The sequence below is a fragment of the Curtobacterium sp. MCLR17_044 genome (genome assembly GCF_003234435.1).
Lineage (GTDB): Bacteria > Actinomycetota > Actinomycetes > Actinomycetales > Microbacteriaceae > Curtobacterium > Curtobacterium flaccumfaciens.
This window is the reverse complement of record NZ_QKTC01000002.1, coordinates 17,199-41,002: the sequence shown is the minus strand read 5'-3', so window position 1 is coordinate 41,002 and position 23,804 is coordinate 17,199. Positions and strand designations below refer to the sequence as shown.

Genomic DNA, 23,804 nt, shown 5'->3' with positions numbered 1-23,804 from the left:
AGCGCGTTCCGAGGTACAAACACGATGAGGCGGCACCCCTGGCTGGGGTGCCGCCTCATCGTCTGTGGATCAGACTCCGCTCGCCGAGAACGATCCGCTGCAGATCGTCGATGTCGCGCACTTGGCGCGGAACTTCGCCTGCGCTGCGACGTTCCCCCACGGAACACTGGTCAAGCCCGGCGTCCTCGTGTCAGCGACGCCGAGGTTGTACCACTTCGACCAGGTGCCGAACTCGCTGCCGCTGTACCCGCGGTAGTAGCCGAGGCCCTGTCCCGCGTTCGTCTGAGACGTCGAGGACGCGACCGTGAACCGGTACTTGACCTTCACACCGGTGTCGGCGCCGATGATGTTCGGTCCAGCGAACGCCTTGGACCAACTCGACGCGCTCGAGGCGAGGTAGGCGTAGCTCGATGCAGCAGCCGCGCTGACCTGGAGTGGGGTCGTCGATTGCTCCTGTGCGGACGCGGGCAGTGCTCGGCGTGCTCCGTAGAGCTTCGCGAGCTTCGCGTTCGTCAGGCCGTTCGGCAGTGAACCATCGGCCTCGGGAACGACGACGACCGTGTCCGCACCGATCTTCCCCGTGGGGAAGAACACCCCGTCCGCAGTCACTCGAGCGGCCGACGGATCAGCGATCACGTAGCCGCCGTCCGTGGTGTGGTCAGCCGTCGAAGCATTCGCCGGCGCTGCCCCGAGCGCGAGCAGGGCTGCTGCGACGGGCACGGCGAACATCGCGAGCGTTTTCTTCTTGTTCATTTTTTTCTCCCCAGAAAGGGCGTCAACACTGACGCCTTCGAAATGGACGAACCCCTTCTCGCCCTGATTCGGAAGCTATTGTCGCGATGCACCGAGCGTCAACATGTATCGAACGATTTGCATGCCGGGCTGTAAGACCCTTCAGAGTGCTGAACCTCCGAGCGCACAAACCCCGGCTTCGCGCTCAGGGCGAACCCAGTCACGGAGCGCTCTACGACACGCGTAGGCTTGGTGGAGAAATCAGGTTGACCAGAGGAGGCGCATCATGACGGACACCCGCGAAGAGCCGTCCGCGCCGAGCCGCCCGGGTTCCGCCCCGCGGCCCTCGAGCCCGATCGGTCCGAACACCACCGGCAACCTCGGTTCCCTCCGCTCGCTGCTGCCGCGCCTGTTCTCGCGCGCCCAGCCGGCCGGCGCCGTGGACACACTGATCCGCACGGTCCGCTCGCACCACCCCAAGGCCGACGTGACGCTCATCGAGCGGGCCTACTCGGTCGCCGAGCGCGCGCACGACGGGCAGAAGCGCAAGTCCGGTGAGCCGTACATCACGCACCCCGTCGCGGTCGCGCAGATCCTGGCCGACCTCGGCATCGGCACGATCACCATCGCGGCCGCGCTCCTGCACGACACGGTGGAGGACACCGACTACCAGCTCGACCAGCTGCGGGCCGACTTCGGCGACGAGATCGCGATGCTCGTCGACGGCGTCACGAAGCTCGACAAGGTCAAGTACGGCGACAGCGCCCAGGCCGAGACCGTCCGCAAGATGGTCATCGCGATGTCGAAGGACATCCGCGTCCTCGTCATCAAGCTCGCCGACCGCCTGCACAACGCCCGCACGTGGGGCTTCGTCGAGTCGACCTCCGCCACGCGCAAGGCGAAGGAGACGCTCGAGATCTACGCGCCGCTCGCGCACCGGCTCGGCATCCAGATGATCAAGCTCGAGCTCGAGGACCTGTCGTTCGCGGTCCTGCACCCGAAGCTCTACGTCGAGATCGACAGCCTGGTCAAGGAACGCCAGCCGAAGCGCGAGCAGTTCGTCCAGAACGTCATCGGGACCCTGAAGAAGGACCTGAAGGCCGCCAAGGTCCGCGGCGACGTCATGGGTCGGCCGAAGCAGTACTACTCGATCTACCAGAAGATGATCGTGCGGGGTCGCGAGTTCGACGAGATCTACGACCTCGTCGGCATCCGCGTGCTCGTGCCGACCGTGCGCGACTGCTACGCCATGCTCGGCTCGGTGCACGCCCGCTGGACCCCGCTGCCCGGTCGCTTCAAGGACTACATCGCGACCCCCAAGTTCAACCTGTACCAGTCGCTGCACACCACGGTGCTCGGACCGCAGGGTCGTGCGGTCGAGATCCAGATCCGCACGCACGAGATGCACCAGCGCGCCGAGTTCGGTGTCGCCGCCCACTGGAAGTACAAGCAGCGTGCTGCCGGCCGTGACGCCGGTACCTCGTCGACCACGGACGACCAGGACATGGCGTGGCTCGCCCACATCACCGACTGGCAGGCCGAGACCAGCGACCCGGGCGAGTTCCTCGACTCCCTGCGCTACGAGATCGGCGCGAAGGAAACCTACGTCTTCACGCCGCAGGGCAAGGTCATCGGGCTCCCCGCGGGAGCCACCCCGGTCGACTTCGCCTACGCCGTGCACACCGAGATCGGCCACCGCACGATGGGTGCGAAGGTCAACGGCCGCCTGGTCCCGCTCGAGAGCCAGCTGTCCAGCGGCGACGTCGTCGAGATCTTCACGTCGAAGAACCCCGATTCCGGCCCCTCGCAGGACTGGCTGCAGTTCGTCCGCAGCCCCCGCGCGCGCAACAAGATCAAGCAGTGGTTCACCAAGGAGCGCCGCGAAGAAGCGATCGAGCAGGGTCGCGACGCCATCGCCCGGGCGATGCGCAAGCAGAACCTGCCGCTCCAGCGCATCATGAGCCAGGACAGCATCGCCGAGGTCGCCTCGTCGATGCGGTACGAGGACGTCTCCGCCCTGTACGCCGCCATCGGCGAGGGCCACGTCTCGACGCAGTCGGTGATCGAGAAGGTCCTCGGCAACGTCCAGACCGAGACCGAGACGGACGAACCCGAACTCGCGTTCCCGCGCCAGGTCACCAGTCGCCAGCTGCGCACGAGCGACAGCGGCGTGCTGGTTCGCGGTGCGCCCGACATCCTCGTGAAGCTCGCGAAGTGCTGCACCCCGGTGCCGGGCGACCAGATCGTGGGCTTCATCACCCGCGGCCAGGGCGTCTCGGTGCACCAGTCGTCGTGCACCAACGTGAAGTCACTCATGAACGAACCCGACCGGATGATCGAGGTCGAGTGGGCCCCGTCGTCGAAGTCGGTGTTCCTCGTGCAGATCCAGATCGAGGCGCTCGATCGGTCGGGCCTGCTCAGCGACGTCACCCGGGTGCTGACCGACCACCACGTGAACATACTGTCCGCGACGGTGTCGACCTCGTCCGACCGTCTCGCGCTGAGCCGGTTCGTGTTCGAGATGGGCGACACCATCCACCTCGACCGCGTGCTCAACGCGGTGCGACGCATCGACGCCGTCTACGACGTCTACCGCGTCAGCGCCGGCTAGCGGCAGGGCCCCGCGCGGCCCGGCCGTCGACCGGTCAGCAACCGTCGACTGCGGCCCGGCCAGCCGACAGTCCGTGACCACTCGGCGGACGTGAGCGGGGTGTTGTGACCGCCTGCACCGGCACCCTCACCCCGCGCCCGCATCCAGCGCGCAACCCCTACCGCACAGCACGCCCAGCCGCGCCCTGCAGCCCCCGCAACCGCCGCTCGGCCTGCCGCACCATGGGGATCGTCCCGAGCGACGTCAAGCGCGCCCGCAGCTCGGCAGCGGTGACCGCCCCGATCGCGAGCAGCCCGTGCACGGCCGTCGCCTCGGCCTCCCCGAACGCACCGGCCGTCGGCCCGGGCGTCCGGAGCAGGTCGACCGCGGTCCGCGCCGGCAGCGTGACCCGCAGCCGCGAGCGCTCGACGGTGTCGTCGACGTCGATCCGGACCTCTCGCAGGCGCACGTCCGGCCCGACGTGGACACGGACCTGGGGCGGGATGCAGGCCTCGAGCGGCGCCGGCGGCCGGGACACCGCACCCCAGATCCACGCGGCGGTCAGCGTGCAGGCGATCAGGCGCGCGTCCCGCAGGACCCAGGCGGCAGCGGCGGCGCGCAACGACGGCGTCTGCGGTTCAGCGGGGGAGGCCCAGCAGGGACCGACGGCGACCAGCTCGCCCGCCAGGACCGCCGCACGCAGCTCGGGTTCCGGCCAGTCGTCACTGGTCAGCAGTCGCGGGCGGGGCACCCGCACATCCTGCCCGACCTGCGCACGCGACCGACAGGCCTGTGGACAAGCCACGCACCGACCGGGAGGACCGTGGCGGGCCCGCACCGCGCCTCCAGGCCGTCGCCGGTCACGTCCACGGCGTTGGCCGCGTCGACGACGCGACCAGCCGACGGCCGCGCGCCGGATCGGACGCGGCCGGGCGCGACGCGCGCGCTCAGCGCAGGACGTCGGCGCGGTGCACGAGCGCCGCGGCACCGATGAGCGGACCGTCCTGGGACAACCCGGTCGGCACGATCTGGACCTTCGTGACGAACCCGAACTCGACACGCTCGGCCACGGCCTGCCGGGCGTACTCGAACAGGTCGGGGGTGACGTGCGAGAACCCGCCACCGATGGCCACGATCTCGAGGTCGACCAGGCTCGTGGCGGCGGCGATGGCCTGCCCGAGGGCACGGCCGCTCCGCTGGACCGCGGCGACAGCGATCTCGTCGCCGGCGGCGTACGCGGCCGAGAGCTCCTCGCCGGTCGTGCCCGCGAAGCCCTGACGACGTGCCCAGGCCACGGTCTTCGGGCCGCTGGCGATCGCCTCGAGGCAACCGGTGCCGCCGCAGGCGCAGGGGTCGTCGTAGCCGCCGCACTCGACGTGCCCGATGTGGCCGGCGTTGCCCGTCGGTCCGCTGACGGTGCGACCGTGCAGGATGAGCCCGCCGCCGACACCGGTGGAGACGATCATGCCCATGACGTGCTCGTAGCCCTGGGCCGCGCCGACCCAGTGCTCGGCGAGGGTGATCGCCAGGCCGTCCATGCGAAGCGTCACCGGGACGTCGTCCGGCACGAGCGCCGCGATCCGGTCGCGCAGCGGGTGCCCACGCCAGACCGGCATGTTGAGCGGGGAGACGAGGCCGTGCTCCTCGTCGACCGGGCCGGCGGAACCGACGCCGACGCCGACGAGCGCCGCGTCGGCGGGCAGCGCGCCGAGCGCGGCCGTGACGACCTCGTCGACGGCGGCCTGCAGCTCGTCCGAGGTGCGCTGCGGCCCGGTGGGGCTGCGGAACCGGGTCGCCGGTAGCACGACGCCCTGGTCGGTGACGAGCGCGGCCTCGACCTTCGTGCCGCCGAGGTCGACGGCCAGGGCGAGGGCGGGGGACTGGGGTGCGGTGCTGGACATGCGCGCTCCGATGCGGCGGTCTGGAGGCACGGTGCGGGTCGCCGACGCGTCGTCGCGTCCGGTGGGCACCGGCCTGGTCGTGGTGGGTCGTGCTGGGTGCGTGGGCTGGCTCAGCCGGGTTGGCTCAGCGCCGTGGGTCAGCCCCGTGGGTCAGTAGGACGTCGTGTCGTCGCCGAGCGCCGACGCGGCACCCGTCTCGGCGCGGTGCGCGACCTCGTCGAGGATGCGGGCCGAGGCGCTCGTGCCGATGCGGTTGGCGCCCGCCTCGACCATCTCGAGCACGGTGTCGAGGCCGCGGACGCCGCCGGAGGCCTTCACGCCGGTGTCGGCACCGACCGTGCGGCGCATGAGGGCGATGTGCTCGGCCGTCGCGCCACCGCCGGCGAACCCGGTCGAGGTCTTCACGAAGGCGGCGCCGGCGGTCTGTGCCGCACGCGAGGCCGCGACGATCTCGTCGTCGGTCAGGAACGCGGTCTCGAGGATCACCTTGACGACGGTGTCGCCGGCGGCGTCGACGACCGCGCGGACGTCATGCTCGACGCGCTGCCAGTCGCCCGACTTCGCGGCGCCGATGTTCTGCACCATGTCGAGCTCGAACGCGCCGTCGGCCAGGGCCTGCAGCGACTCGGCGACCTTCGCCGCGGTGGACGTGGTGCCGTGCGGGAAGCCGATCACGGTGCCGACGCCGACGCCGGTGCCCGTGAGGCGCTCGACGGCGTGGGCGACGTCGCTCGGACGGACGCAGACGCTGAAGACGCGGTGGGCGGCGGCTTCGTCGAGCTGGGCGTCGACGTCCGCGCGGGTGAGTTCGGGCTTCAGGATCGCGTGGTCGATGAGGCCGCGGACGGCATCGACGGTCACGGGGAAGGCTGCGTTGTCCACCCGGCAAGCCTACCCGTCAGGCGTGCCGCGTAGCGTGCAGGGCATGCAGGTCCTCGTCACCGGCGCCACCGGGTACATCGGTGGTCGTCTCGTCCCTCGTCTCCTCGAAGCCGGCCACTCCGTCCGGGTGTTCGTGCGCAACCCCCGGAAGCTCCAGGACGTCCCGTGGAGCAGTGAGGTCGACGTCGCAGAGGGCGACCTCCAGGACGCCGAGGCGGTGCGCGCCGCCGTCGACGGGATCGAGGCGGTCTACTACCTCGCCCACGCGATGGGCGCCGACGGCGACTTCGAGTCGGCCGAGCGCGAAGCAGCGGAGACCATGGCGCGCGAGGCGAAGGCGGCCGGCGTCAGCCGGTTCGTCTACCTGGGCGGGCTGCACCCCGACGGCGAGCTGTCGAAGCACCTCCGCAGCCGCAAGGAGGTGGGGGAGATCCTCCTCAGCTCGGGCGTGCCGACGGTGGCGTACCAGGCCGGGGTCGTGATCGGCTCGGGCAGCACCTCGTTCGAGATGATCCGGCACCTGACCGACGTCCTGCCGTGGATGCCCGCGCCGCGCTGGGTCCGCAACCACATCCAGCCGATCGCGGTCCGCGACGTCCTGTACTACCTGGTGGCCGCGCTCGACGTCCCCGCCGACGTCAACCGCACCTTCGACATCGGCGGCCCCGACGTCCTGCGGTACGGCCAGATGCTGAACGGCTACGCGGTCGAGGCGAAGCTGCCCCAGCGCCCGATCACGGTCCTGCCGGTGCTCACCCCGCGCCTCGCCGCACACTGGTTCAACGCCGTCACCCCGATCCCGCGCAAGCTCGCGACCCCGATCATCGAGTCGCTGCAGTTCGAGTGCGTGCAGCGCGAGCACGACATCGACGACGTCGTGCCGCAGCCCGAGGGCGGGCTCACCTCGTACCGCCGGGCCGTCCGCCTCGCGCTCAACAAGATGCGCAGCGGTCAGGTCCAGACGAGCTGGCGGAGCGCGACGCTCTCGAGCGCCTCGGCCGACCCGATGCCGAACGACCCCGACTGGGCCGGGCACACGGTCTACGTCGACGACCGGAAGCGGCACTCCAGTGCCTCCGCCGAGGACGTCTGGCGCGTCGTCGAGTCGATCGGCGGCGACAACGGCTGGTACTCGTTCCCACTCGCCTGGGTCGCCCGCGGCTGGATGGACAAGATCGCCGGCGGTGTCGGCCTGAACCGCGGCCGGCGTGACCAGCAGCGCCTGGAGCAGGGTGACGCGCTCGACTGGTGGCGCGTCGAACGACTCGAGCGCGGCCGGTACCTGCGGCTCCGCGCCGAGTTCAAGTCGCCCGGTCGTGCGTGGCTCGAGATGACCGTCACACCGAACCCCGACGGCGGCAGCGACTACCACCAGCGGGCGATCTACTTCCCGCAGGGCCTGGCCGGGCGGCTGTACTGGTACGGCATCCTGCCGTTCCACGGCGTCATCTTCCCCGGTATGGTCGAGCGCATCACCGCCGCCGCCGAGCGGGAGTCCGACCACACCGAGTCCACGCAGCGCAACCGGACGCAGCAGACCGGGACCCCCGAGCCGGCGCACGAGGAGGCAGCATGACCGACGACCGCAGCCCCGTCCTCTTCCTGGGGGACAGCATCACCGAACAGGGCGACTGGGACACCTGGCTCCCCGACGAGCACACGCTGAACCAGGGCATCGGTGGAGACACGACCGACGGCGTACTGACGCGCCTCGACGCCGTCGTCGCCGAACAGCCCGAGGTGATCGTGCTGCTCATCGGCACGAACGACTTCGGCAACCACCGCGCGAGCGCCGAGCACGTGGTCCGCAACGTCGAGACCATCCTGGTCACGCTCCGCCGCGAGCTGCCGGGCGTGCGCCTGCTGCTCGTGTCGATCCTGCCCCGGCAGGCCGAGTACGCCACGAAGATCGAGCAGGCCAACCGGCACCTCCGGCAGTTCGTCGCCACGTGCCACGCGCAGTACCTCGACGCCTGGCCCGCCCTGGCCGACGGCGACCACCTGGACGCCCGCTTCACCGAGGACGGCCTGCACCTGACCGAAGACGGCTACCGTGCGCTGGTCGGCGAGCTGGTGCCGGCGCTCGAGCGCGTCCGCGACCTGCCGCCGATGTCGCGGTCGATCCAGGCGATCGACCTCGACGGCTCCGCGGACTGATGGCCGCACGCAAGGGGCGGCCCCCGGTGGGGTCGTCCCAGCACGGCGTGCCCGCAGGGTCCCCGCGACCCGCAGCCGCCGCACCCGTCAACGGCGCCCGCACCACGCCGCCCTTCACCCGCCCCGCGCTGGCGCCGTCGATGATCGCGGCGATCGTGCTGCTGGCCTGCGTCGCCATCGTCGACTCGTCGGGCTTCGTCTTCGCCCGCTGGGGCGTCACGGTGCTCGCGTTGATCGTGCTGGTCTTCAGCGTGCGCGGGAAGGTCTGGTGGGCCGCCCTGCTCATGGCCGCAGTCGCCGTCTGCTGGAACCCGCTCGTCACGGTGCCGATCCCCGGGCAGGTCTGGGCAGCACTGCAGCTGGTGGCCGCCGCGCTGTTCATCGTGGTGGGCATCGTGGTCAAGGTGCCCCGCGAGTCGGACGGACGGTAGGATCGGCAGGTCGGGTACAGGACCCGGCCGCACACCCGAAGGGCATGGATGAACGACGAGACCGAGCCGGTGACCGAGAGTCCTCTGCTGAACCCTCGACCGTCCTCCGGCGGTCTCGACCGATCCGACGTCGTCGTCCGCAAGGGGCGACTGACCTTGATCAACGGACACCTCACGCCGCAGCAGTCGATGATCGAGGACCTGCTGTTCCTCGACGACGCGCTCACCGCGGCTGACGTCGACCACCTGCTCATCCGCGGCAACGACCAGCGCCCGGTGATCGCCCTCGACGAGCGTGACCGCCAGCGTGCCGAGAGCGCCGTGATGTCCGCGGCCGTCAACGAGCCCTTCTACGCGAAGCCCCCGGGCAAGCCGGCCGTGCTCGTGCAGGACGACGGACTCGGCTCCGTCGAGGAACCAGTGCTCCGCGTGTTCCGTCCGCGGCTCGAGCCGCTCGGACGCCTGCGTTACGGCGCAGAGACGAGCGTCCAGCTCGAGTTCTGGCGCGTCACCGACATCGAGGTCCTCGCACCCGTCGAGAACGCCCTGATGCGTCGCAGCCTGCCGATCGACGAGTTCGTCCTCGTCGACATCGAACGCTACGGCCGCACCTGGCGCACCGTCGAGCACATGTTCGACGACCACGTCTCGGACATCCGCTTCCCGATCGACATCGTCTTCTCGTGGGTCGACGGCAACGCCATCGAGTACCAGCGCGCCCGCCAGGCCGCCCAGTCGAACGCCGTCCTGGGCGAGGGCGACGACGCCCCGGCCCGGTTCCGCCAGATCGACGAGCTGAAGTACGCGCTCCGCTCGGTGCACACCTTCGCACCGTGGATCCGCCAGATCTATATCGCGACGGACTCCCCGGCGCCGCACTGGCTCGCCGAGCACCCGAAGGTCCGGATCGTCCGCAGCGAGGAGTTCTTCGCCGACCCCTCCGTGCTGCCGACGCACAACTCGCAGGCCGTCGAGTCGCAGCTGCACCACATCCCGGGCATCAGCGAGCACTTCATCTACTCGAACGACGACATGTTCTTCGGGCGCCTCGTCGACCCCTCGGTGTTCTACAGCCCGGGATCGGTCACGAAGTTCATCCTCGCGTCGACCCGGATCGGCCTCGGCTCCAACAACCCGGCACGCAGCGGTTTCGAGAACTCCGCCCGCGTGAACCGTCGCCTGCTGCAGCAGCGCTTCGGTGCGGTGACGACGCGGCACCTCGAGCACGCGCCGACGCCCCTGCGCGCCTCGATCATGACCGAGATGGAGCACGAGTTCGCCGACGAGTTCGCGGCCACCGCGGCGTCGCGCTTCCGCGCCGCCGACAACATCTCGGTGACGAACTCGCTGTACCACTACTACTCGCTGCTCACCGGTCGGGCGATCATCCAGGAGAACGCGGCCGTCGGGTACATCGACACGACCATGGTCTCCGGACTCAAGGCCCTCGACGAGCTGCTGAAGAAGCGGAACGTGGACTTCTTCTGCCTCAACGACGGCAGCTTCCCCGAGGTCAGCGACGAAGAGCGCACGCAGCGCGTCACGGGCTTCCTGGAGCGCTACTTCCCGTTCCCTGCGCCGTGGGAGCGCCCCAGCGCTTAGGACGCGCCAGCGGCCTGCTGGGAGCGTCCCAGCGCTCAGGACGCGCCAGCGGCCTGCTGGGGCGCTCCGGGCGAGCCTGCGAGCCCGGCGCCGGAACCCAGACACGTGGTTCGCACGTCACCGCACGCCGACCGGTCACGACTCCCCGCCACCCCCACGCCGAGCGGTCACAGCCCGTCTCCTGCGCCGCCCACAGCCGACGGAACATGACCACGCGACGCAGCACCCGCGGTGAGTCGCGACCACCCCGCTGGCCGGGAGGCGCGGGTCGGGCCCGCCACGGGCCTCCCGACCGTCGGGCGTGCCGTCGAGACCTACACGACGCCGCGCGGTCAAGACACCCCGTTGGCTGCCCGCCGAGCCGCCAGCCGACGGAACGTGACCACTCGCCGCGCACTGACGGGGAGTCGTGACCGCACGCGCCCGCGCTTGGTGAGCAGAAGAGGTCGGGTCCGCATGGCGGACCCGACCTCTTCTGCACTCGGAGTGCGCGGGGCTACCGGTGGATGGGGGAGACGGGCACCGAGTCGAGCGTGAACACCGGGATGCTCGAGGTGACCGGTGCCGGCTCGACGGCCGCGGGGATCGTCACGCCGTGCGCAGCGAGCTTCGCCTCGGTCTCGAGCGCGGAGACGGGCTGTCCGACGGTGGCGTAGTGCCCGATCGGCACGACCGAGTGCACGACGTTGTGGCCGTAGACGTGCACGAGGTTGAACGACTGCGCACCGTCTCGTCCGCGGGTGCCGCCCTGGAACTCCGTGAGGTCCTGGGTGTAGCAGGTGGCGCTGGCGACGGACACCGGGATGCCGGCGAACACCGCACTGGTGGAGTAGTGCAGGTGCCCGGCGATGATGGCGAGGACGTCACTGCCCTCGACGACCTCGGCCAGGGCCTGCTGGTCGCGGAGCTCGACGAGGACGGTGAGGTCCTGGACACTCGGCACCGGCGGGTGGTGCATCGCGAGGATGGTGCCGTGCGGCGCGGCCTCGGACAGGACCTCGGCGAGCCAGTCGAGCTGCTCGGGGGAGACCTCACCGTGGTGGTGACCCGGCACGCTCGTGTCCAGGGTGATCACGCGGAGACCGTTGACGTCGTAGACGAAGTCGACCGGGCGGTCGGTGGGCTGCAGGCCGAAGAGCTCCTGGCGGAAGGCACCGCGCTCGTCGTGGTTGCCCATGGCCCAGATGACCTGTGCACCGATGCGCTGCGCGGCCGGTTCGAGGATCTCGCGGACGCGGGCGTACGCACCCGGCTCGCCCTTGTCGGCCACGTCGCCGGTGACGACGATCGCTTCGGGCCGCGTGCCCGAGGCTTCGATGTCCGCGACGATCTGCGTGAGCCGTGCGGCGGAGTCGACATCGCCGTACAGGTTGCGGTCCCCGGAGACGAGGTGCGTGTCGCTGAGGTGGAGGAGGAAGTGGTTCGGCCTGGGGTGTTCGGCCGTCCGGCTGTCCATCGGGGTCTCATTCCGTTGGCGGATGCGTGGTGCAACACGTTGCCACACCGTCCTGGACGAGTCCAGCACGCGAGAGTGAACCAGCCGTGAACTGGGGGCGGCGTGTTGCCCTGTGCACGAAGAAACCCCCGCCACTTCGTGACGGGGGTTGCTTCGTGCGCTACCGATCAGTGATCGCCGGGGCCGACCTGGGGAGCCTGGTGGCCACCCTCGAGGTTCGGGCCGTGGTGCGCGGCGTGTGCTGCCTCGAGCTCTGCCTTCGAGACCGGCTCGATGCGGTCTTCGAAGAAGAAGCGGGAGACGCCGGCGCGGACCTTCTGCAGACCCGTGATCTTGCCCTTGGCGTTCGGGCGGATCATCAGCGGCTTGTACTCGTTGAACTGCAGGAGCTTCCACCGCTCGTACTCGTCGAGCTGCTCGTGCACCTCGATGTACTCGCCGTGGGGGAGTCGGACGATGCGGCCCGACTCGTAGCCGTGCAGGACGATCTCGCGGTCCTTCTTCTGGAGGGCGAGGCAGACACGCTTCGTGATCCAGAAGGCGATGAACGGACCGAGGACCGTCGTTGCCTGGATCACATGGATCACGTGTTCGATCGACACCAGGAAGTGCGTCGCGATGATGTCCGACGAGGCTGCTGCCCAGAGGCTGGCGTAGAGCGTGATGCCAGCGGCACCGAACGCTGTACGCGTCGGGGCGTTGCGCGGGCGGTCGAGGATGTGGTGCTCACGCTTGTCGCCCGTGACCCACGCCTCGATGAAGGGGTAGAGCAGGATCGCCAGGATGAGCAGCACCAGGACCGCGATCGGCGCCAGGATGTTGAACGACACCGTGTAGCCGAACCACACGACCTCCCAGTGCGGCGGGACAAGTCGGAGCGCGCCGTCGGCGAAGCCGATGTACCAGTCGGGCTGGGTACCGGCGGACACCGGGGAGGGGTCGTACGGGCCGTAGTTCCAGATCGGGTTGATCGTGAACAGCGACGCGATGAGGGCCAGGATGCCCGCGACGATGAAGAAGAACCCACCGGCCTTCGCAGCGAACGCCGGGAGGATCGGGACACCGACGACGTTCTCGTTGGTCTTGCCCGGACCGGCGAACTGCGTGTGCTTGTTGATCACGACGAGCACGAGGTGGACACCGAGCACCGCGACGAGGATCGCCGGCAGCAGCAGGATGTGCAGCGTGTACAGGCGGCCGACGATGTCGGTCCCCGGGAACTCGCCACCGAACAGCAGGTAGGCGATCCAGACGCCGATCACCGGGACACCCTCGATCATGCCGACGATGATCCGCAGACCGTTTCCGGAGAGCAGGTCGTCGGGGAGCGAGTAGCCGGTGAAGCCCTCGGCCATGGCGAGGACCCAGAGCAGGAAGCCGAAGACCCAGTTGAGCTCACGCGGCTTGCGGAAGGCACCGGTGAAGAACACGCGGGCCATGTGCAGCATGATCGACGCCACGAACAGCAGGGCTGCCCAGTGGTGGACCTGGCGGACGAAGAGCCCGCCGCGGATGTCGAACGAGATGTCGAGCGTGGACTGCAGGGCCGTCGACATCGCCACGCCCTTGAGCGGGACGTACGAGCCGTTGTAGACGACCTCGGTCATGGACGCCTGGAAGAAGAACGTCAGGAAGGTCCCGGAGAGCAGCACGACGACGAAGCTGTACAGCGCCACCTCGCCGAGCATGAAGCTCCAGTGGTCCGGGAAGATCTTGCGGCCGACTTCCTTGACGAGGCCCGAGATGCTGGTGCGCTCGTCGATGTAGTTGGCGACCCCGCCGATGATGCGGGATCCGCGCTCCGGCGCCGGCTTGTTCGTCGACGTGTTCGGTGCGGTGGTGGTGGTGCTGGTCATCAGCGTTCACGCTCCCAGAAGGACGGTCCGACCGGCTCGTGGAAGTCGCTCTGGGCAACCAGGTAGCCGTCGTCGTCGATCGCGATCGGAAGTTGGGGGAGGGGGCGTGCTGCCGGACCGAAGATGACCTCGCAGTTGTTCGAGACATCGAAGGTGGACTGGTGGCACGGGCACAGCAGGTGGTGCGTCTGCTGTTCGTAGAGCGCGACGGGGCAACCGACGTGGGTGCAGATCTTGGAGTACGCGACGATGCCGTCGTAGCCCCAGTTCTCGTGGCCCTTGGACGGGTTGAGGTCCTTCGGGTCGAGACGCATGAGGAGGACGGAGGCCTTGGCCTTCTCCTCCAGCATGTGCTCGGACTCGAGCATGCCCTCGGGGATGACGTGGAACACCGAACCGATGGTGACGTCGGAGGCCTTGATCGGCAGACCGGTCGGGTCCTTCGTCAGGCGCAGGCCCTGCTTCCAGAAGGTGTGGCGGAGCAGCTCATTGGGGTCCTCGGCCGGAGCGAGGTCACGGACCAGGACGATGCCGGGGAGCGGGAACGCGGCCAGGGCGCCGATCATCGAGTTGCGGATCAGCTTGCGACGACTGAAGCCCGACTCCTTGTCGGCGAGCTGGAACGCCTCGACCGCCTTGGCGCGGGTCGCGTCGGTGCCGCGGGTGCCGTGGCGGAGCTCGGTGATCTCGCGGTCGACGACCAGGGACTTCGACCAGTAGACGGCGCCGAGGCCGAGGGCGAGGAGCGCGAGGGCGATCGACAGGCCCAGGAAGAGGTTCGCGGTGCGGACCGTCCCGAAGTCGCTCGGGTCGATCGGGAAGGCGACGTACGCCGCGATCGACAGGACGCTGCCGACGATCGACAGGTAGAAGTACGCGGCGACCTGGCGCTCGGCCAGACGCTGCTTCTTCGGGTCGACGTCGGTGCGGCGCGGGCGGTGCGGGGGCTCGCCCGGGTTCTCGAACGGGTCGACGGGGAGGACCGCGATCCCGGGGGAGGTGGTCGTGCCGTGCTTCTCGACAGCCGAGGACGAGTTCAGCGTCTCGTCGTCGTGCTCTGCCATGGTGTTCCCTTCAGTGTCGTTCGACACGGACGATCAGTTGGACTTCGCGGTCAGCCAGACGGTCATCGCGACGACCGCGCCGAGTCCGAAGATCCAGATGAACAGACCCTCGGCGACCGGCCCCAGGGAGCCGAGTGCGAAGCCACCGGGGGACTTGTTGTCCTGCACGTACTTGAGGTACGTGATGATGTCGGCCTTCTGCTCCGGCGTCAGGTTCAGGTCGTTGAAGACCGGCATGTTCTGCGGGCCGGTGAGCATGGCCTCGTAGATGTGCTTGCCGGAGACCGTCTCGAGGTTCGGGGCGTACTTGCCCTCGGTCAGCGCACCGCCGGCGCCGGCCACGTTGTGGCACATGGCGCAGTTGATGCGGAACAGCTCGGCGCCTTCGGCGGCGTCGCCGTCCTCACCGTTGGTGAGCTCGGTGGACGGAACCGACGGGCCGGGGCCGAGGGAGGCGACGTACTGCGCGAGTGCGTCGACCTGCTCGTCCGTGAACTGCGCGGGCTTCTCTTCGGCCTGCGGGCCCTGAGCGGCCATCGGCATGCGGCCGGTGCCGACCTGGAAGTCGACCGACGCGGCCCCGACACCGATCAGGGACGGGCCCTCGCTCGTGCCCTGCGCGGAGAGACCGTGGCAGGTGGCGCAGTTCGAGGCGAAGAGCTTCTCGCCCTCGTTCACCTGCGACTGGCTCGAGGCGGCGACGGTGTTCGTGCTGTCGTCGGCGTTCGCCGTGGAGCTGAACAGTGCGTACGCGCCACCGGTGGTCATGAGACCCACGACGATGAGCGACACGGTCGCCATCGGTGAACGGCGGCCCTTCTTGGACTTGGTTCTGTTGAACATGTGCTGGGGGGTGTCCAGTTCCTACTTGAGAAGGTAGATGACGGCGAAGAGGAAGATCCACACGACGTCGACGAAGTGCCAGTAGTACGACACGACGATGGCGGTGGTCGCTTCCTTGTGGCCGAAGTTCTTGGCGGCGAAACCGCGGCCGAGCGTCAGCAGGAAGGCGATGAGGCCACCGGTCACGTGGAGCCCGTGGAACCCGGTGGTCATGTAGAACGCCGAGCCGTAGGCACTGGAGGAGAGCGTCACGCCCTCGTGCCAGAGGTTGGCGTACTCGAAGATCTGGCCGCAGACGAAGATCGCACCCATCGCGTAGGTGACGAAGAACCACTCCGTCATGCCCCAGTGGCGCGGGTTCCAGCTCGTCCGGTGCACCTGGAAGCGCTCCGCGGCGAACACGGCGAACTGGCAGGCGAAGCTGGACAGCACCAGGATGATCGTGTTCACGGAGGCGAAGGGCACCTCGAGCTTCGCGGTCTCGGTCGCCCAGAGCTCAGGGGACGTGCTGCGGAGCGTGAAGTAGATCGCGAACAGGCCGGCGAAGAACATGACCTCGCTGCCCAGCCACACGATCGTCCCCACGGCCACGGCGTTCGGCCTGTTGAGGGCCGGACCGCTGGCTGATCTGGAGAGAGAGGTGCTAGTCACGTCCTCCATTATGGCCGAAACCCCCGACAGTGTTTTCGCAGGAGACTGGCGGGTCTCTCGAATTCACTACGATCGAGCCATGCCTGACGCACTTTCTTGGCCAGCAGTGATCAGCGCGCTCATGGCGCGCGAGGACCTGACGATCAGGCAATCCACATGGGCCATGGAGGAGATCGTGCACGGGCGCGCCACCCAGGCACAGATCGCAGCCTTCGCCGTGACGCTCCGCGCGAAGGGCGAGACCGTCGACGAGGTCGTCGGGTTCCGCGACGCGATCCTGGACGCCGCGGTTCCGCTCGACGTCGATCCGATGGCGCTCGACATCGTCGGGACCGGTGGCGACGTGGTCGGCACCGTGAACATCTCGACCATGGCGGCCATCGTGATCGCCGCCGCCGGGGTCCCCGTCGTCAAGCACGGCAACAAGGCCAGCTCGTCGAAGTCCGGCTCGAGCGACGTGCTCGCCGCCCTCGGACTCGATCTCACGATGGACGCCGCGCGTGTCGCGGACACCTTCCGGCGTGTCGGGCTGACCTTCGCCTTCGCCAACGCGTTCCACCCCGGTTTCGCCCACGCAGGCCCGGTGCGGCGCGAGATCGGCGTGCCGACGGTGTTCAACTTCCTCGGCCCGCTGGTCAACCCCGCACGGTGCGAGGCCAACGCTGTAGGGGTCGCCCAGCTCGACCTCGTTCCGATCATCACGGGCGTGTTCCAGACGCGCGGAGCGACGGCCCTCGTGTTCCGCGGCGACGACGGACTCGACGAGCTGACCACCACCGGGCACAGCCACATCTGGGAGGTCACGGGCGGCCGCGTCACCGAGCACGACCTCGACCCGCGGGACCTCGGCATCGCCCGGGCACGCACGGAGGACCTGCTCGGCGGCGACCCCGAGCACAACGCCGGCGTCGTCCACCGGGTGCTCGCGGGGGAGACCGGACCCGTCCGCGACATCGTCCTGCTGAACGCCGCGGCCGGCCTCGTCTCGTTCCGGCTGGCACAGGACCCGAACGAGTCTGACCGGCCGATCCTGCAGCGCTTCCGCGAGCAGCTGGTCGTCGCCGCCGAGGCGGTCGACTCAGGCGCCGGTGCGCGCAAACTGGCTGATTGGGTCGGCGCAGCCCCCGCCGCGTAGTCCACGCCGCCCTGCGCACCGTGCGCGGTCCGGCACCCGGTGCGAACCTGACGGCTCGGTGCTGCGCCACGAGCGCGCACCCGGCGGTCACCGCTGCACCCCGTGAACAAACCCGCACCGTGCCGTGCCGGCCGCCCCGTGCCGGACCGGAGGGCCGTGGCGGGCCCGTCCCGCGCCTCCAGTCCGCACCGTGCGCGGTCCGCGATCCCGTGCCGCATCCGCGCGAGCCGCACCGTGCGCGGTGCGTCACCCGGTGCGAGCCTGACGGCTCGGTGCTGCGCCACGGGCGCGCACCAGGCAGTCACCGCTGCACCCGGTCAACAACACCGCGCCGTGCCGTGCCTGCCACCCCGTGCCGGACCGGAGGGCCGTGGCGGGCCCGCCCCGCGCCTCCAGTCCGCACCGTGCGCGGTCCGCGATCCCGTGCCGCATCCGCGCGAGCCGCACCGTGCGCGGTGCGTCACCCGGTGCGAGCCTGACGGCCTGGTGCTGCGCCACGGGCTCGCACCGGGCGGTTACCGCTGCACCCGGTGAACAAGCCCGCACCGTGCCGTGCCGGCACCCACCCCGCAACCAACCGACCGGCCAACCGCGACCCACCCGCAGGAGACGCAACGCACAGGAGGCCCGGTGCCGGTTCATGGAACCGGCACCGGGCCTCCCGTCGGTGCGTTCAGTGCACGCGGTCAGCGTGCGCGTGCTTCGTTACTGCACGTCCTCGTCGACCCAGTCGAAGGTCTTCGTGACGGCCTTCTTCCACAGGCGGAGCGTGCGCTCGCGCTCGGCGGCGTCGAGCTGCGGCTCCCAGCGCTTGTCCTCCTGCCAGTTGGCACGGAGCTCGTCGAGGTTGGCCCAGAAGCCGACCGCGAGACCGGCGGCGTAGGCCGCACCGAGCGCCGTCGTCTCCGCGACGACCGGACGGACGACCGGCACGTTGAGCATGTCGGCCTGGAACTGCATGAGCTCGCTGTTGGCGGTCATGCCGCCGTCGACCTTGAGCTCGGTCAGGTCCACACCGGAGTCGGCGTTGACCGCGTCGAGGACCTCGCGGGTCTGCAGCGCCGTCGCCTCGAGGGCGGCACGCGCGATGTGCCCCTTGTTGACGAAGCGGGTGAGGCCGACGATCGCACCGCGGGCGTCCGGACGCCAGTACGGCGCGAAGAGCCCGGAGAACGCCGGCACGAAGTACACGCCACCGTTGTCCTCGACGGTCTTGGCCAGGGCCTCGACCTCCGGGGCACTGCCGATCAGACCGAGGTTGTCGCGGAGCCACTGGATGAGCGAGCCCGTGACGGCGATCGAACCCTCGAGGGCGTAGTGCGTCTCCTGGTCGCCGAGCTTGTAGCCGACGGTGGTGAGCAGGCCGTTCTCGGAGCGGACGATCTCGGTACCGGTGTTGAAGATCAGGAAGTTGCCGGTGCCGTAGGTGTTCTTCGACTCGCCCTGGTCGAACGCGGCCTGACCGAAGGTCGCGGCCTGCTGGTCGCCGAGGATGCCGGCGATCGGGACCTCGCGCAGCAGGCTCGAGGACTCGACGTGGCCGTATACCTCGGAGGAGCTGACGATCTCGGGGAGCATCGACTTCGGCACGCCGAAGTCGGCGAGGATGTCGTCGCGCCACTGCAGCGTCTCGAGGTCCATGAACAGCGTGCGGGACGCGTTCGTGACGTCGGTCTTGTGCACGCCGCCGTCGATGCCGCCGGTCAGGTTCCAGAGGACCCAGGTGTCGGTGGTGCCGAAGAGCAGGTCGCCCGCCTCCGCCTTCTCACGAGCACCCTCGACGTTCTCGAGGATCCACATGATCTTGGTGCCGGCGAAGTACGTCGCGAGCGGCAGGCCGACGATGGCCTTGTACTTGTCGGTGTCGCCGTCGGCGAGCTTGTCGACGAGCGCCTGCGTGCGGGTGTCCTGCCAGACGATCGCGTTGTAGATCGGCTTGCCGGTGGTCTTGTCCCAGACGACGGCGGTCTCGCGCTGGTTGGTGATGCCGACGGCTGCGACGTCGTGACGCGTGATGTCGGCACGCGACAGTGCCTGACCGATCACCTCGCGGGTGTTGTCCCAGATCTCGGCGGGGTCGTGCTCGACCCACCCGGCGCGCGGGAAGATCTGCTCGTGTTCCTTCTGCCCGGTCGAGATGATCGAACCGGAGTGGTCGAACACGATTGCTCGGGTCGAGGTCGTGCCCTGGTCGATGGCGACGATGTAGTCGGCCATTGGTGCTCCTTACGGGTGTGTTCGGTGCGGGTGCGTGTCCGGCCGTACTGCACGGCCGTCCACGCCTTCGGGGTGGGGGTGGGTCAGCTGACGATGGGCAGCAGGGCGTAGGACAGCCCGGCGGCGAGGGCGCCACCGATCAGCGGTCCGACGACCGGCACCCAGGCGTAGGCCCAGTCGCTCGAGCCCTTGCCCTTGATGGGCAGGAAGGCGTGCGCGATGCGGGGGCCGAGGTCACGGGCCGGGTTGATGGCGTAGCCGGTGGGGCCACCGAGGCTGACACCGATCGCGATCACGAGGAAGGCGACGGGGATCGCACCGAGCTCCGACGGGGTCTGCCCGTTGGTGAACGCGATGACGACGAAGACCAGCACGAAGGTGCCGATGATCTCCGTGACGAGGTTCCAGCCGTACGACCGGATCGCGGGGCCGGTCGAGAAGACGCCGAGCTTGGCGGCCGCGTCGGGCTCCTCGTCGAAGTGCTGCTTGTAGGCGAGCCAGACGATGACCGCACCGATGATCGCGCCGATCAGCTGGGCGAGCCAGAACAGGAACATCTCGCCGACGGTGATGTTGCCGAGGATCGCCTGCGCGAGGCTGACCGCGGGGTTGAGCTGTCCGCCGGACTTGTAGGACACGGTGACACCGGCGAAGACCGCGAAGCCCCAGCCGATCGTGACCATCAGGAACCCGGCTCCGAAGCCCTTCGACTTCGCCAGCGACACGGCGGCGACGACGCCGCCACCCAGGATGATGAGCATCGCCGTACCGACGAGCTCGGACAGGAACTTGACGCCGATGTCGTCCATCGGTGACCTCCAGTGCGTGAGGTGGGGGTCCGGCCGTGCTGCGCCGCACTCCCCGTTGAGTGATTGAGGCCAACCATAGTGACGACGCTCACGGCCGGGCGATGAATTCGTGAGCGAAGTGCGGCATCGTGCACGAACGTGCAGGACGAGTGTCCCCTGCACGATCCCGAGCCGGTGGCGCGTCCTCGGCGCACTGCACGAACGTGCATCGGGAGCGGACGGCCGCCCGTGCCGTCGATGTAGATTGGGCCCACTCCGGTCGACGACGCGCGGTGTGACCGCCACGGTTCGACCCCGTACCCGTGGAGGCACCGCATGAAGAAGCTCATCAACGACCCGCAGGCCGTGGTCGTGGAGACCGTCCGGGGCTTCGCCCGGGCACACGCCGGACACGTCGTCCTGGTCGAGGACCCGATCCACCTGCACCGCGCTGACGCACCCGTCGCCGGCAAGGTCGGGATCGTCAGCGGCGGTGGCAGCGGCCACGAACCGCTGCACGCCGGCTTCGTCGGGTACGGCATGCTCGACGCCGCGGTGCCCGGCCCGGTGTTCACGAGCCCGACGCCCGACCCGATCGTCGCCGCGACGAAGGCCGTCGACGGCGGTGCGGGCGTGCTGCACATCGTGAAGAACTACACCGGCGACGTGCTCAACTTCGAGACGGCCGCCGAACTCGCGGCGATGGACGACGTCCGCGTCGAGTCCGTCGTGGTGGACGACGACGTCGCGGTGCAGGACTCCCTGTTCACCGCCGGCCGGCGCGGTGTCGCCGGGACCGTCGTGGTGGAGAAGTGCGCCGGCGCCGCCGCCGAGCGCGGGGACGACCTGGACGCGGTCGCCGCCGTGGCCCGGCACGTCAACGACGTCACGCGGTCGATGGGGCTCGCACTGGCATCGGGAACCGTCCCGCACGCGGGGGAGCCGTCGTTCGTGCTGGCCGACGACGAGGTCGAGCTCGGCATCGGCATCCACGGCGAGCCCGGCCGCGAGCGGATCGCGATGGCACCGGCGGACGAGCTGGTCGACCGCGTGCTCGAACCGATCCTGACCGACCTCGACGCCCCGGCCGGGTCGTCGCTGCTGCTCCTCGTGAACGGGATGGGCGGCACCCCGCTGTCCGAGCTCTACATCGCCTACCGACGCGCCGCCGAGGTCCTCTCGGACCGCGGCCACCAGGTCACGCGTAGTTTAGTCGGCGACTACGTCACGTCCCTCGAGATGCAGGGGTTCTCGCTCACCGTCACGGTGCTCGACGACGAACTCACGGCCCTCTGGGACGCCCCGGTGGAGACCCCGGCCCTGCGCTGGGGACGCTGACCGACCGCGACCGCGACCACGGCCGCGACCGCGACTGCAACGGCAAGCGCGACCGACCACGGCCGCTCGACCACCGGACCACGACACCGGGCCACCGGGCCCGACACACGAAGGGAACCGCATTGGCGCTCGACACCGCATGGGCCATCGACTGGGTCCGTCGCACCGCCGCGACGATCGACGAACACCGCGCCGAGCTCGTCACGCTCGACCGTGAGATCGGGGACGGCGACCACGGCGAGAACCTCGACCGCGGGTTCCGGGCCGTGCTCGAGGCCGTCGACTCCGGGTCCTTCGACACCCCGGGTGCCGTGCTCAAGACCGTCGCGACGAAGCTCATCTCGACGGTGGGCGGGGCGGCCGGCCCGCTCTTCGGCACCGCCTACCTGAAGGCGGCGCAGGCCGCCGGTGACGCGGCCGAACTCGACGCGGACACCCTCGTCGCCGTGCTCACCGCCGCCCGCGACGGGGTCGTGTCCCGCGGCAAGGCCGCGGTCGGCGACAAGACGATGGTCGACGCGTGGAGCCCCGCGGTCGACGCCGCAGCAGCGGCCGCCAGTGCCGGCGACGACCCGAAGGCCGTGCTCACCGCAGCAGCAGACGCCGCCGCGCAGGGTGCGGCGGACACCGAGCCGCTCGTCGCCCACAAGGGCCGCGCGAGCTACCTGGGCGACCGCGCGATCGGGTACCGCGACCCCGGTGCGCAGTCGACCGCGTACATCCTGCGCGCAGCGGTGGACGCAGCGTGACCGTCGGCATCCTGGTCGTCTCGCACAGCGCGGCGATCGCGACGGGCACCGTCGAGCTGGCACGGCAGATGGCCGCGGACGTGCCGCTCATCGCCGCGGGCGGAACGGACGACGGCGGCATCGGCACCTCGTTCGAGGCGATCACCGCCGGCATCGAGGAACTCGCCCAGGCGGACGCCGTCGTGGTCCTGTGCGACCTCGGCTCCGCCTACCTGACGACCGACACCGCGCTCGACTTCCTGGACGACGACGTCCGTGCCCGCGTCCACGTGTCGCAGGCCCCGTTGGTCGAGGGAGCGGTGGCGGCTGCGGTCGCCGCCCAGACGGGCGGCGACGCCGACGCGGTGCTGGCCGCCGCAGCGTCGGCCGCGGGTTCCGAGGCGGACGCGAGCACCGCCTCCCGTCCGTCCGGCGACCAGCCTGGAGGCACGGGGCCGGCCGACGGAGCTGCTCCCGTCGACGGCGCGGCCGGCTCCGACCGCGTCAGCGCGTCGGTCGAGCTGGTGAACGAGACCGGGCTGCACGCCCGGCCCGCCGCGGAGTTCGTGAAGACGGCGGCGAAGTACGACGCGAGCGTGCACGTCAACGGCGTGGACGCGAAGAGCCTGCTGGCGATCATGGCCCTGGCGCTGCCGAAGGGTGCGACGGTGTCGATCGACGCGACCGGGCAGGACGCGCAGGCCGCGGTCGACGCCCTGGTGGAACTGGTCCGGTCCGGCTTCGGCGAGTGACACCGCCGCCGGGCGAGTGACAGCGCCACCGGGCGAGTGACAGCGCCGCCGGGGGAGACCCGGCGGCGGTGCCCGCCCCGGTCAACGGATCGAGATCGTCCCCGCCAGGTCGAGGTCCGAGGGGCCGCCGGTGACCCCGGCGTCCGCGAGCAGCGTGGCGCCGAACACGGCGCTCCAGAACGTGCGGGCGTCCCGGGCGACACCGCTCGGGCTCGTCCAGCCCTGGTCGGCGACGACGCGCTCCAGGTAGCGCTCGGACTGCCGGAAGAGCACGGCGAGCAGCAACCGCACGCGCGCACGCTGCGCCGGGTCGTCCCCGGCGGCCCCGAGCGCGCGGACCACGAGCGGGGTCGACGGCATCGCGAGGGCGGTGCGGGCGAGGACCTGCCGGAACGCCTCCGCCGAGCGGGCACGACGGCCGGCCGCCTGCAGTCGCGTGGTGTCGCGGAGGAACAGCGCGAACGCGGCGTCGAGCACCAGGCGGTCCTTCGAGCCGTAGTGGTGGGTGATCTGGTTCGGGTAGACACCCGCGGCCCGGGCGACCTCGCTGACGGTGACGCTCCGAGCGCCCGCGCTGAGCAGTCCGGCCGTCGCGGCGAGGATCCTCGCCCGTGTCGCCGCGCCGCGTGCCGTGCCAGAGCCGTCCACCGTGGTTGCCATGTCGGAATTGTACGTGGTACA

21 protein-coding genes are annotated in these 23,804 nt (G+C 70.0%); 9 read left to right on the top strand and 12 right to left on the bottom strand.

The window, feature by feature from the left end; genetic code table 11:
* Positions 1–69: 69 nt before the first annotated feature.
* Positions 70–753 (bottom strand): hypothetical protein, encoded by a 684-nt coding sequence (locus tag DEJ04_RS01815; protein ID WP_146248618.1) that lies wholly within the window; start codon positions 751–753, stop codon positions 70–72.
* Between the two features lie 265 nt (positions 754–1,018).
* Between DEJ04_RS01815 and DEJ04_RS01810 the strand changes: the two genes are divergently transcribed.
* On the top strand, positions 1,019–3,343 hold the full coding sequence (locus tag DEJ04_RS01810) for a bifunctional (p)ppGpp synthetase/guanosine-3',5'-bis(diphosphate) 3'-pyrophosphohydrolase (RefSeq protein WP_228513657.1): 2,325 nt from the start codon (positions 1,019–1,021) through the stop codon (positions 3,341–3,343).
* A gap of 157 nt (positions 3,344–3,500) precedes the next feature.
* Here the strand turns inward: DEJ04_RS01810 and DEJ04_RS18310 are convergent, their stop codons facing one another.
* From DEJ04_RS18310 to deoC, 3 genes are all read right to left on the bottom strand, one after another.
* A complete protein-coding gene (locus tag DEJ04_RS18310) occupies positions 3,501–4,073 on the bottom strand; it encodes a hypothetical protein (RefSeq protein WP_181437700.1) in 573 nt (190 codons plus the stop codon).
* A gap of 196 nt (positions 4,074–4,269) precedes the next feature.
* Positions 4,270–5,223: an ROK family protein gene (locus DEJ04_RS01800; protein ID WP_111046160.1), complete on the bottom strand. Its 954-nt coding sequence runs from the start codon at positions 5,221–5,223 to the stop codon at positions 4,270–4,272.
* Between the two features lie 150 nt (positions 5,224–5,373).
* Entirely contained in the window at positions 5,374–6,105 is a 732-nt protein-coding gene (deoC, locus tag DEJ04_RS01795) for a deoxyribose-phosphate aldolase (protein WP_181437699.1), read from the bottom strand.
* A 43-nt stretch (positions 6,106–6,148) separates the two neighbouring features.
* Between deoC and DEJ04_RS01790 the strand changes: the two genes are divergently transcribed.
* The 4 genes from DEJ04_RS01790 to DEJ04_RS01775 are packed head-to-tail and all read left to right on the top strand — an operon-like array spanning position 6,149 to position 10,295.
* On the top strand, positions 6,149–7,681 hold the full coding sequence (locus tag DEJ04_RS01790) for an SDR family oxidoreductase (protein ID WP_258370603.1): 1,533 nt from the start codon (positions 6,149–6,151) through the stop codon (positions 7,679–7,681).
* The gene (locus DEJ04_RS01785) at positions 7,678–8,262 is read left to right on the top strand and encodes a GDSL-type esterase/lipase family protein (protein WP_071403838.1); all 585 of its coding nucleotides are present in this window, start codon (positions 7,678–7,680) and stop codon (positions 8,260–8,262) included. Before DEJ04_RS01790 ends, DEJ04_RS01785 begins: the two co-directional genes overlap by 4 nt.
* Positions 8,262–8,693 (top strand): DUF6804 family protein, encoded by a 432-nt coding sequence (locus DEJ04_RS01780; RefSeq protein ID WP_111030098.1) that lies wholly within the window; start codon positions 8,262–8,264, stop codon positions 8,691–8,693. Before DEJ04_RS01785 ends, DEJ04_RS01780 begins: the two co-directional genes overlap by 1 nt.
* Positions 8,694–8,741: 48 nt before the next feature.
* Positions 8,742–10,295 (top strand): stealth conserved region 3 domain-containing protein, encoded by a 1,554-nt coding sequence (locus tag DEJ04_RS01775; protein ID WP_071403837.1) that lies wholly within the window; start codon positions 8,742–8,744, stop codon positions 10,293–10,295.
* Between the two features lie 496 nt (positions 10,296–10,791).
* On the opposite strand, the gene DEJ04_RS01770 is transcribed toward DEJ04_RS01775, so the two are convergent.
* The 5 genes from DEJ04_RS01770 to DEJ04_RS01750 all read right to left on the bottom strand — a co-directional run bounded on the left by DEJ04_RS01770 (position 10,792) and on the right by DEJ04_RS01750 (position 16,174).
* Complete coding sequence (locus DEJ04_RS01770) at positions 10,792–11,751, bottom strand: phosphodiesterase (protein ID WP_111045986.1); 960 nt, start codon at positions 11,749–11,751, stop codon at positions 10,792–10,794.
* Positions 11,752–11,918: 167 nt separating this feature from the next.
* Positions 11,919–13,607 carry a ubiquinol-cytochrome c reductase cytochrome b subunit gene (locus DEJ04_RS01765; protein ID WP_071403835.1) on the bottom strand — a complete coding sequence of 563 codons (1,689 nt, stop codon included), beginning with the start codon at positions 13,605–13,607 and terminating at the stop codon, positions 11,919–11,921.
* Complete coding sequence (locus DEJ04_RS01760; RefSeq protein WP_027465615.1) at positions 13,607–14,671, bottom strand: ubiquinol-cytochrome c reductase iron-sulfur subunit; 1,065 nt, start codon at positions 14,669–14,671, stop codon at positions 13,607–13,609. The genes DEJ04_RS01765 and DEJ04_RS01760 overlap by 1 nt, the downstream gene beginning before the upstream one ends.
* A 33-nt stretch (positions 14,672–14,704) precedes the next feature.
* Positions 14,705–15,514: a cytochrome c gene (locus DEJ04_RS01755; protein WP_071403834.1), complete on the bottom strand. Its 810-nt coding sequence runs from the start codon at positions 15,512–15,514 to the stop codon at positions 14,705–14,707.
* A gap of 21 nt (positions 15,515–15,535) precedes the next feature.
* The gene (locus tag DEJ04_RS01750; protein WP_027465617.1) at positions 15,536–16,174 is read right to left on the bottom strand and encodes a heme-copper oxidase subunit III; all 639 of its coding nucleotides are present in this window, start codon (positions 16,172–16,174) and stop codon (positions 15,536–15,538) included.
* A gap of 70 nt (positions 16,175–16,244) precedes the next feature.
* Between DEJ04_RS01750 and trpD the strand changes: the two genes are divergently transcribed.
* Positions 16,245–17,300 carry an anthranilate phosphoribosyltransferase gene (trpD, locus tag DEJ04_RS01745; RefSeq protein ID WP_111030102.1) on the top strand — a complete coding sequence of 352 codons (1,056 nt, stop codon included), beginning with the start codon at positions 16,245–16,247 and terminating at the stop codon, positions 17,298–17,300.
* Positions 17,301–18,005: 705 nt separating this feature from the next.
* Here the strand turns inward: trpD and glpK are convergent.
* Together glpK and DEJ04_RS01735 are read right to left on the bottom strand one after the other, a co-directional pair.
* Positions 18,006–19,517 (bottom strand): glycerol kinase GlpK, encoded by a 1,512-nt coding sequence (gene glpK, locus DEJ04_RS01740; RefSeq protein WP_071403832.1) that lies wholly within the window; start codon positions 19,515–19,517, stop codon positions 18,006–18,008.
* Positions 19,518–19,600: 83 nt separating this feature from the next.
* Positions 19,601–20,326 carry an MIP/aquaporin family protein gene (locus DEJ04_RS01735; protein ID WP_084740395.1) on the bottom strand — a complete coding sequence of 242 codons (726 nt, stop codon included), beginning with the start codon at positions 20,324–20,326 and terminating at the stop codon, positions 19,601–19,603.
* Positions 20,327–20,641: 315 nt separating this feature from the next.
* Between DEJ04_RS01735 and dhaK the strand changes: the two genes are divergently transcribed.
* From dhaK to dhaM, 3 genes are all read left to right on the top strand, one after another.
* Positions 20,642–21,643, top strand: coding sequence for a dihydroxyacetone kinase subunit DhaK (dhaK, locus tag DEJ04_RS01730; RefSeq protein ID WP_111045983.1), 1,002 nt, complete (start codon positions 20,642–20,644; stop codon positions 21,641–21,643).
* 122 nt (positions 21,644–21,765) lie between these two features.
* Entirely contained in the window at positions 21,766–22,392 is a 627-nt protein-coding gene (gene dhaL, locus DEJ04_RS01725; RefSeq protein ID WP_111045978.1) for a dihydroxyacetone kinase subunit DhaL, read from the top strand.
* On the top strand, positions 22,389–23,123 hold the full coding sequence (dhaM, locus tag DEJ04_RS01720; protein WP_111045975.1) for a dihydroxyacetone kinase phosphoryl donor subunit DhaM: 735 nt from the start codon (positions 22,389–22,391) through the stop codon (positions 23,121–23,123). Before dhaL ends, dhaM begins: the two co-directional genes overlap by 4 nt.
* 81 nt (positions 23,124–23,204) lie before the next feature.
* Here the strand turns inward: dhaM and DEJ04_RS01715 are convergent, their stop codons facing one another.
* Positions 23,205–23,783: a TetR/AcrR family transcriptional regulator C-terminal domain-containing protein gene (locus tag DEJ04_RS01715; protein WP_111045973.1), complete on the bottom strand. Its 579-nt coding sequence runs from the start codon at positions 23,781–23,783 to the stop codon at positions 23,205–23,207.
* Positions 23,784–23,804: the final 21 nt, after the last annotated feature.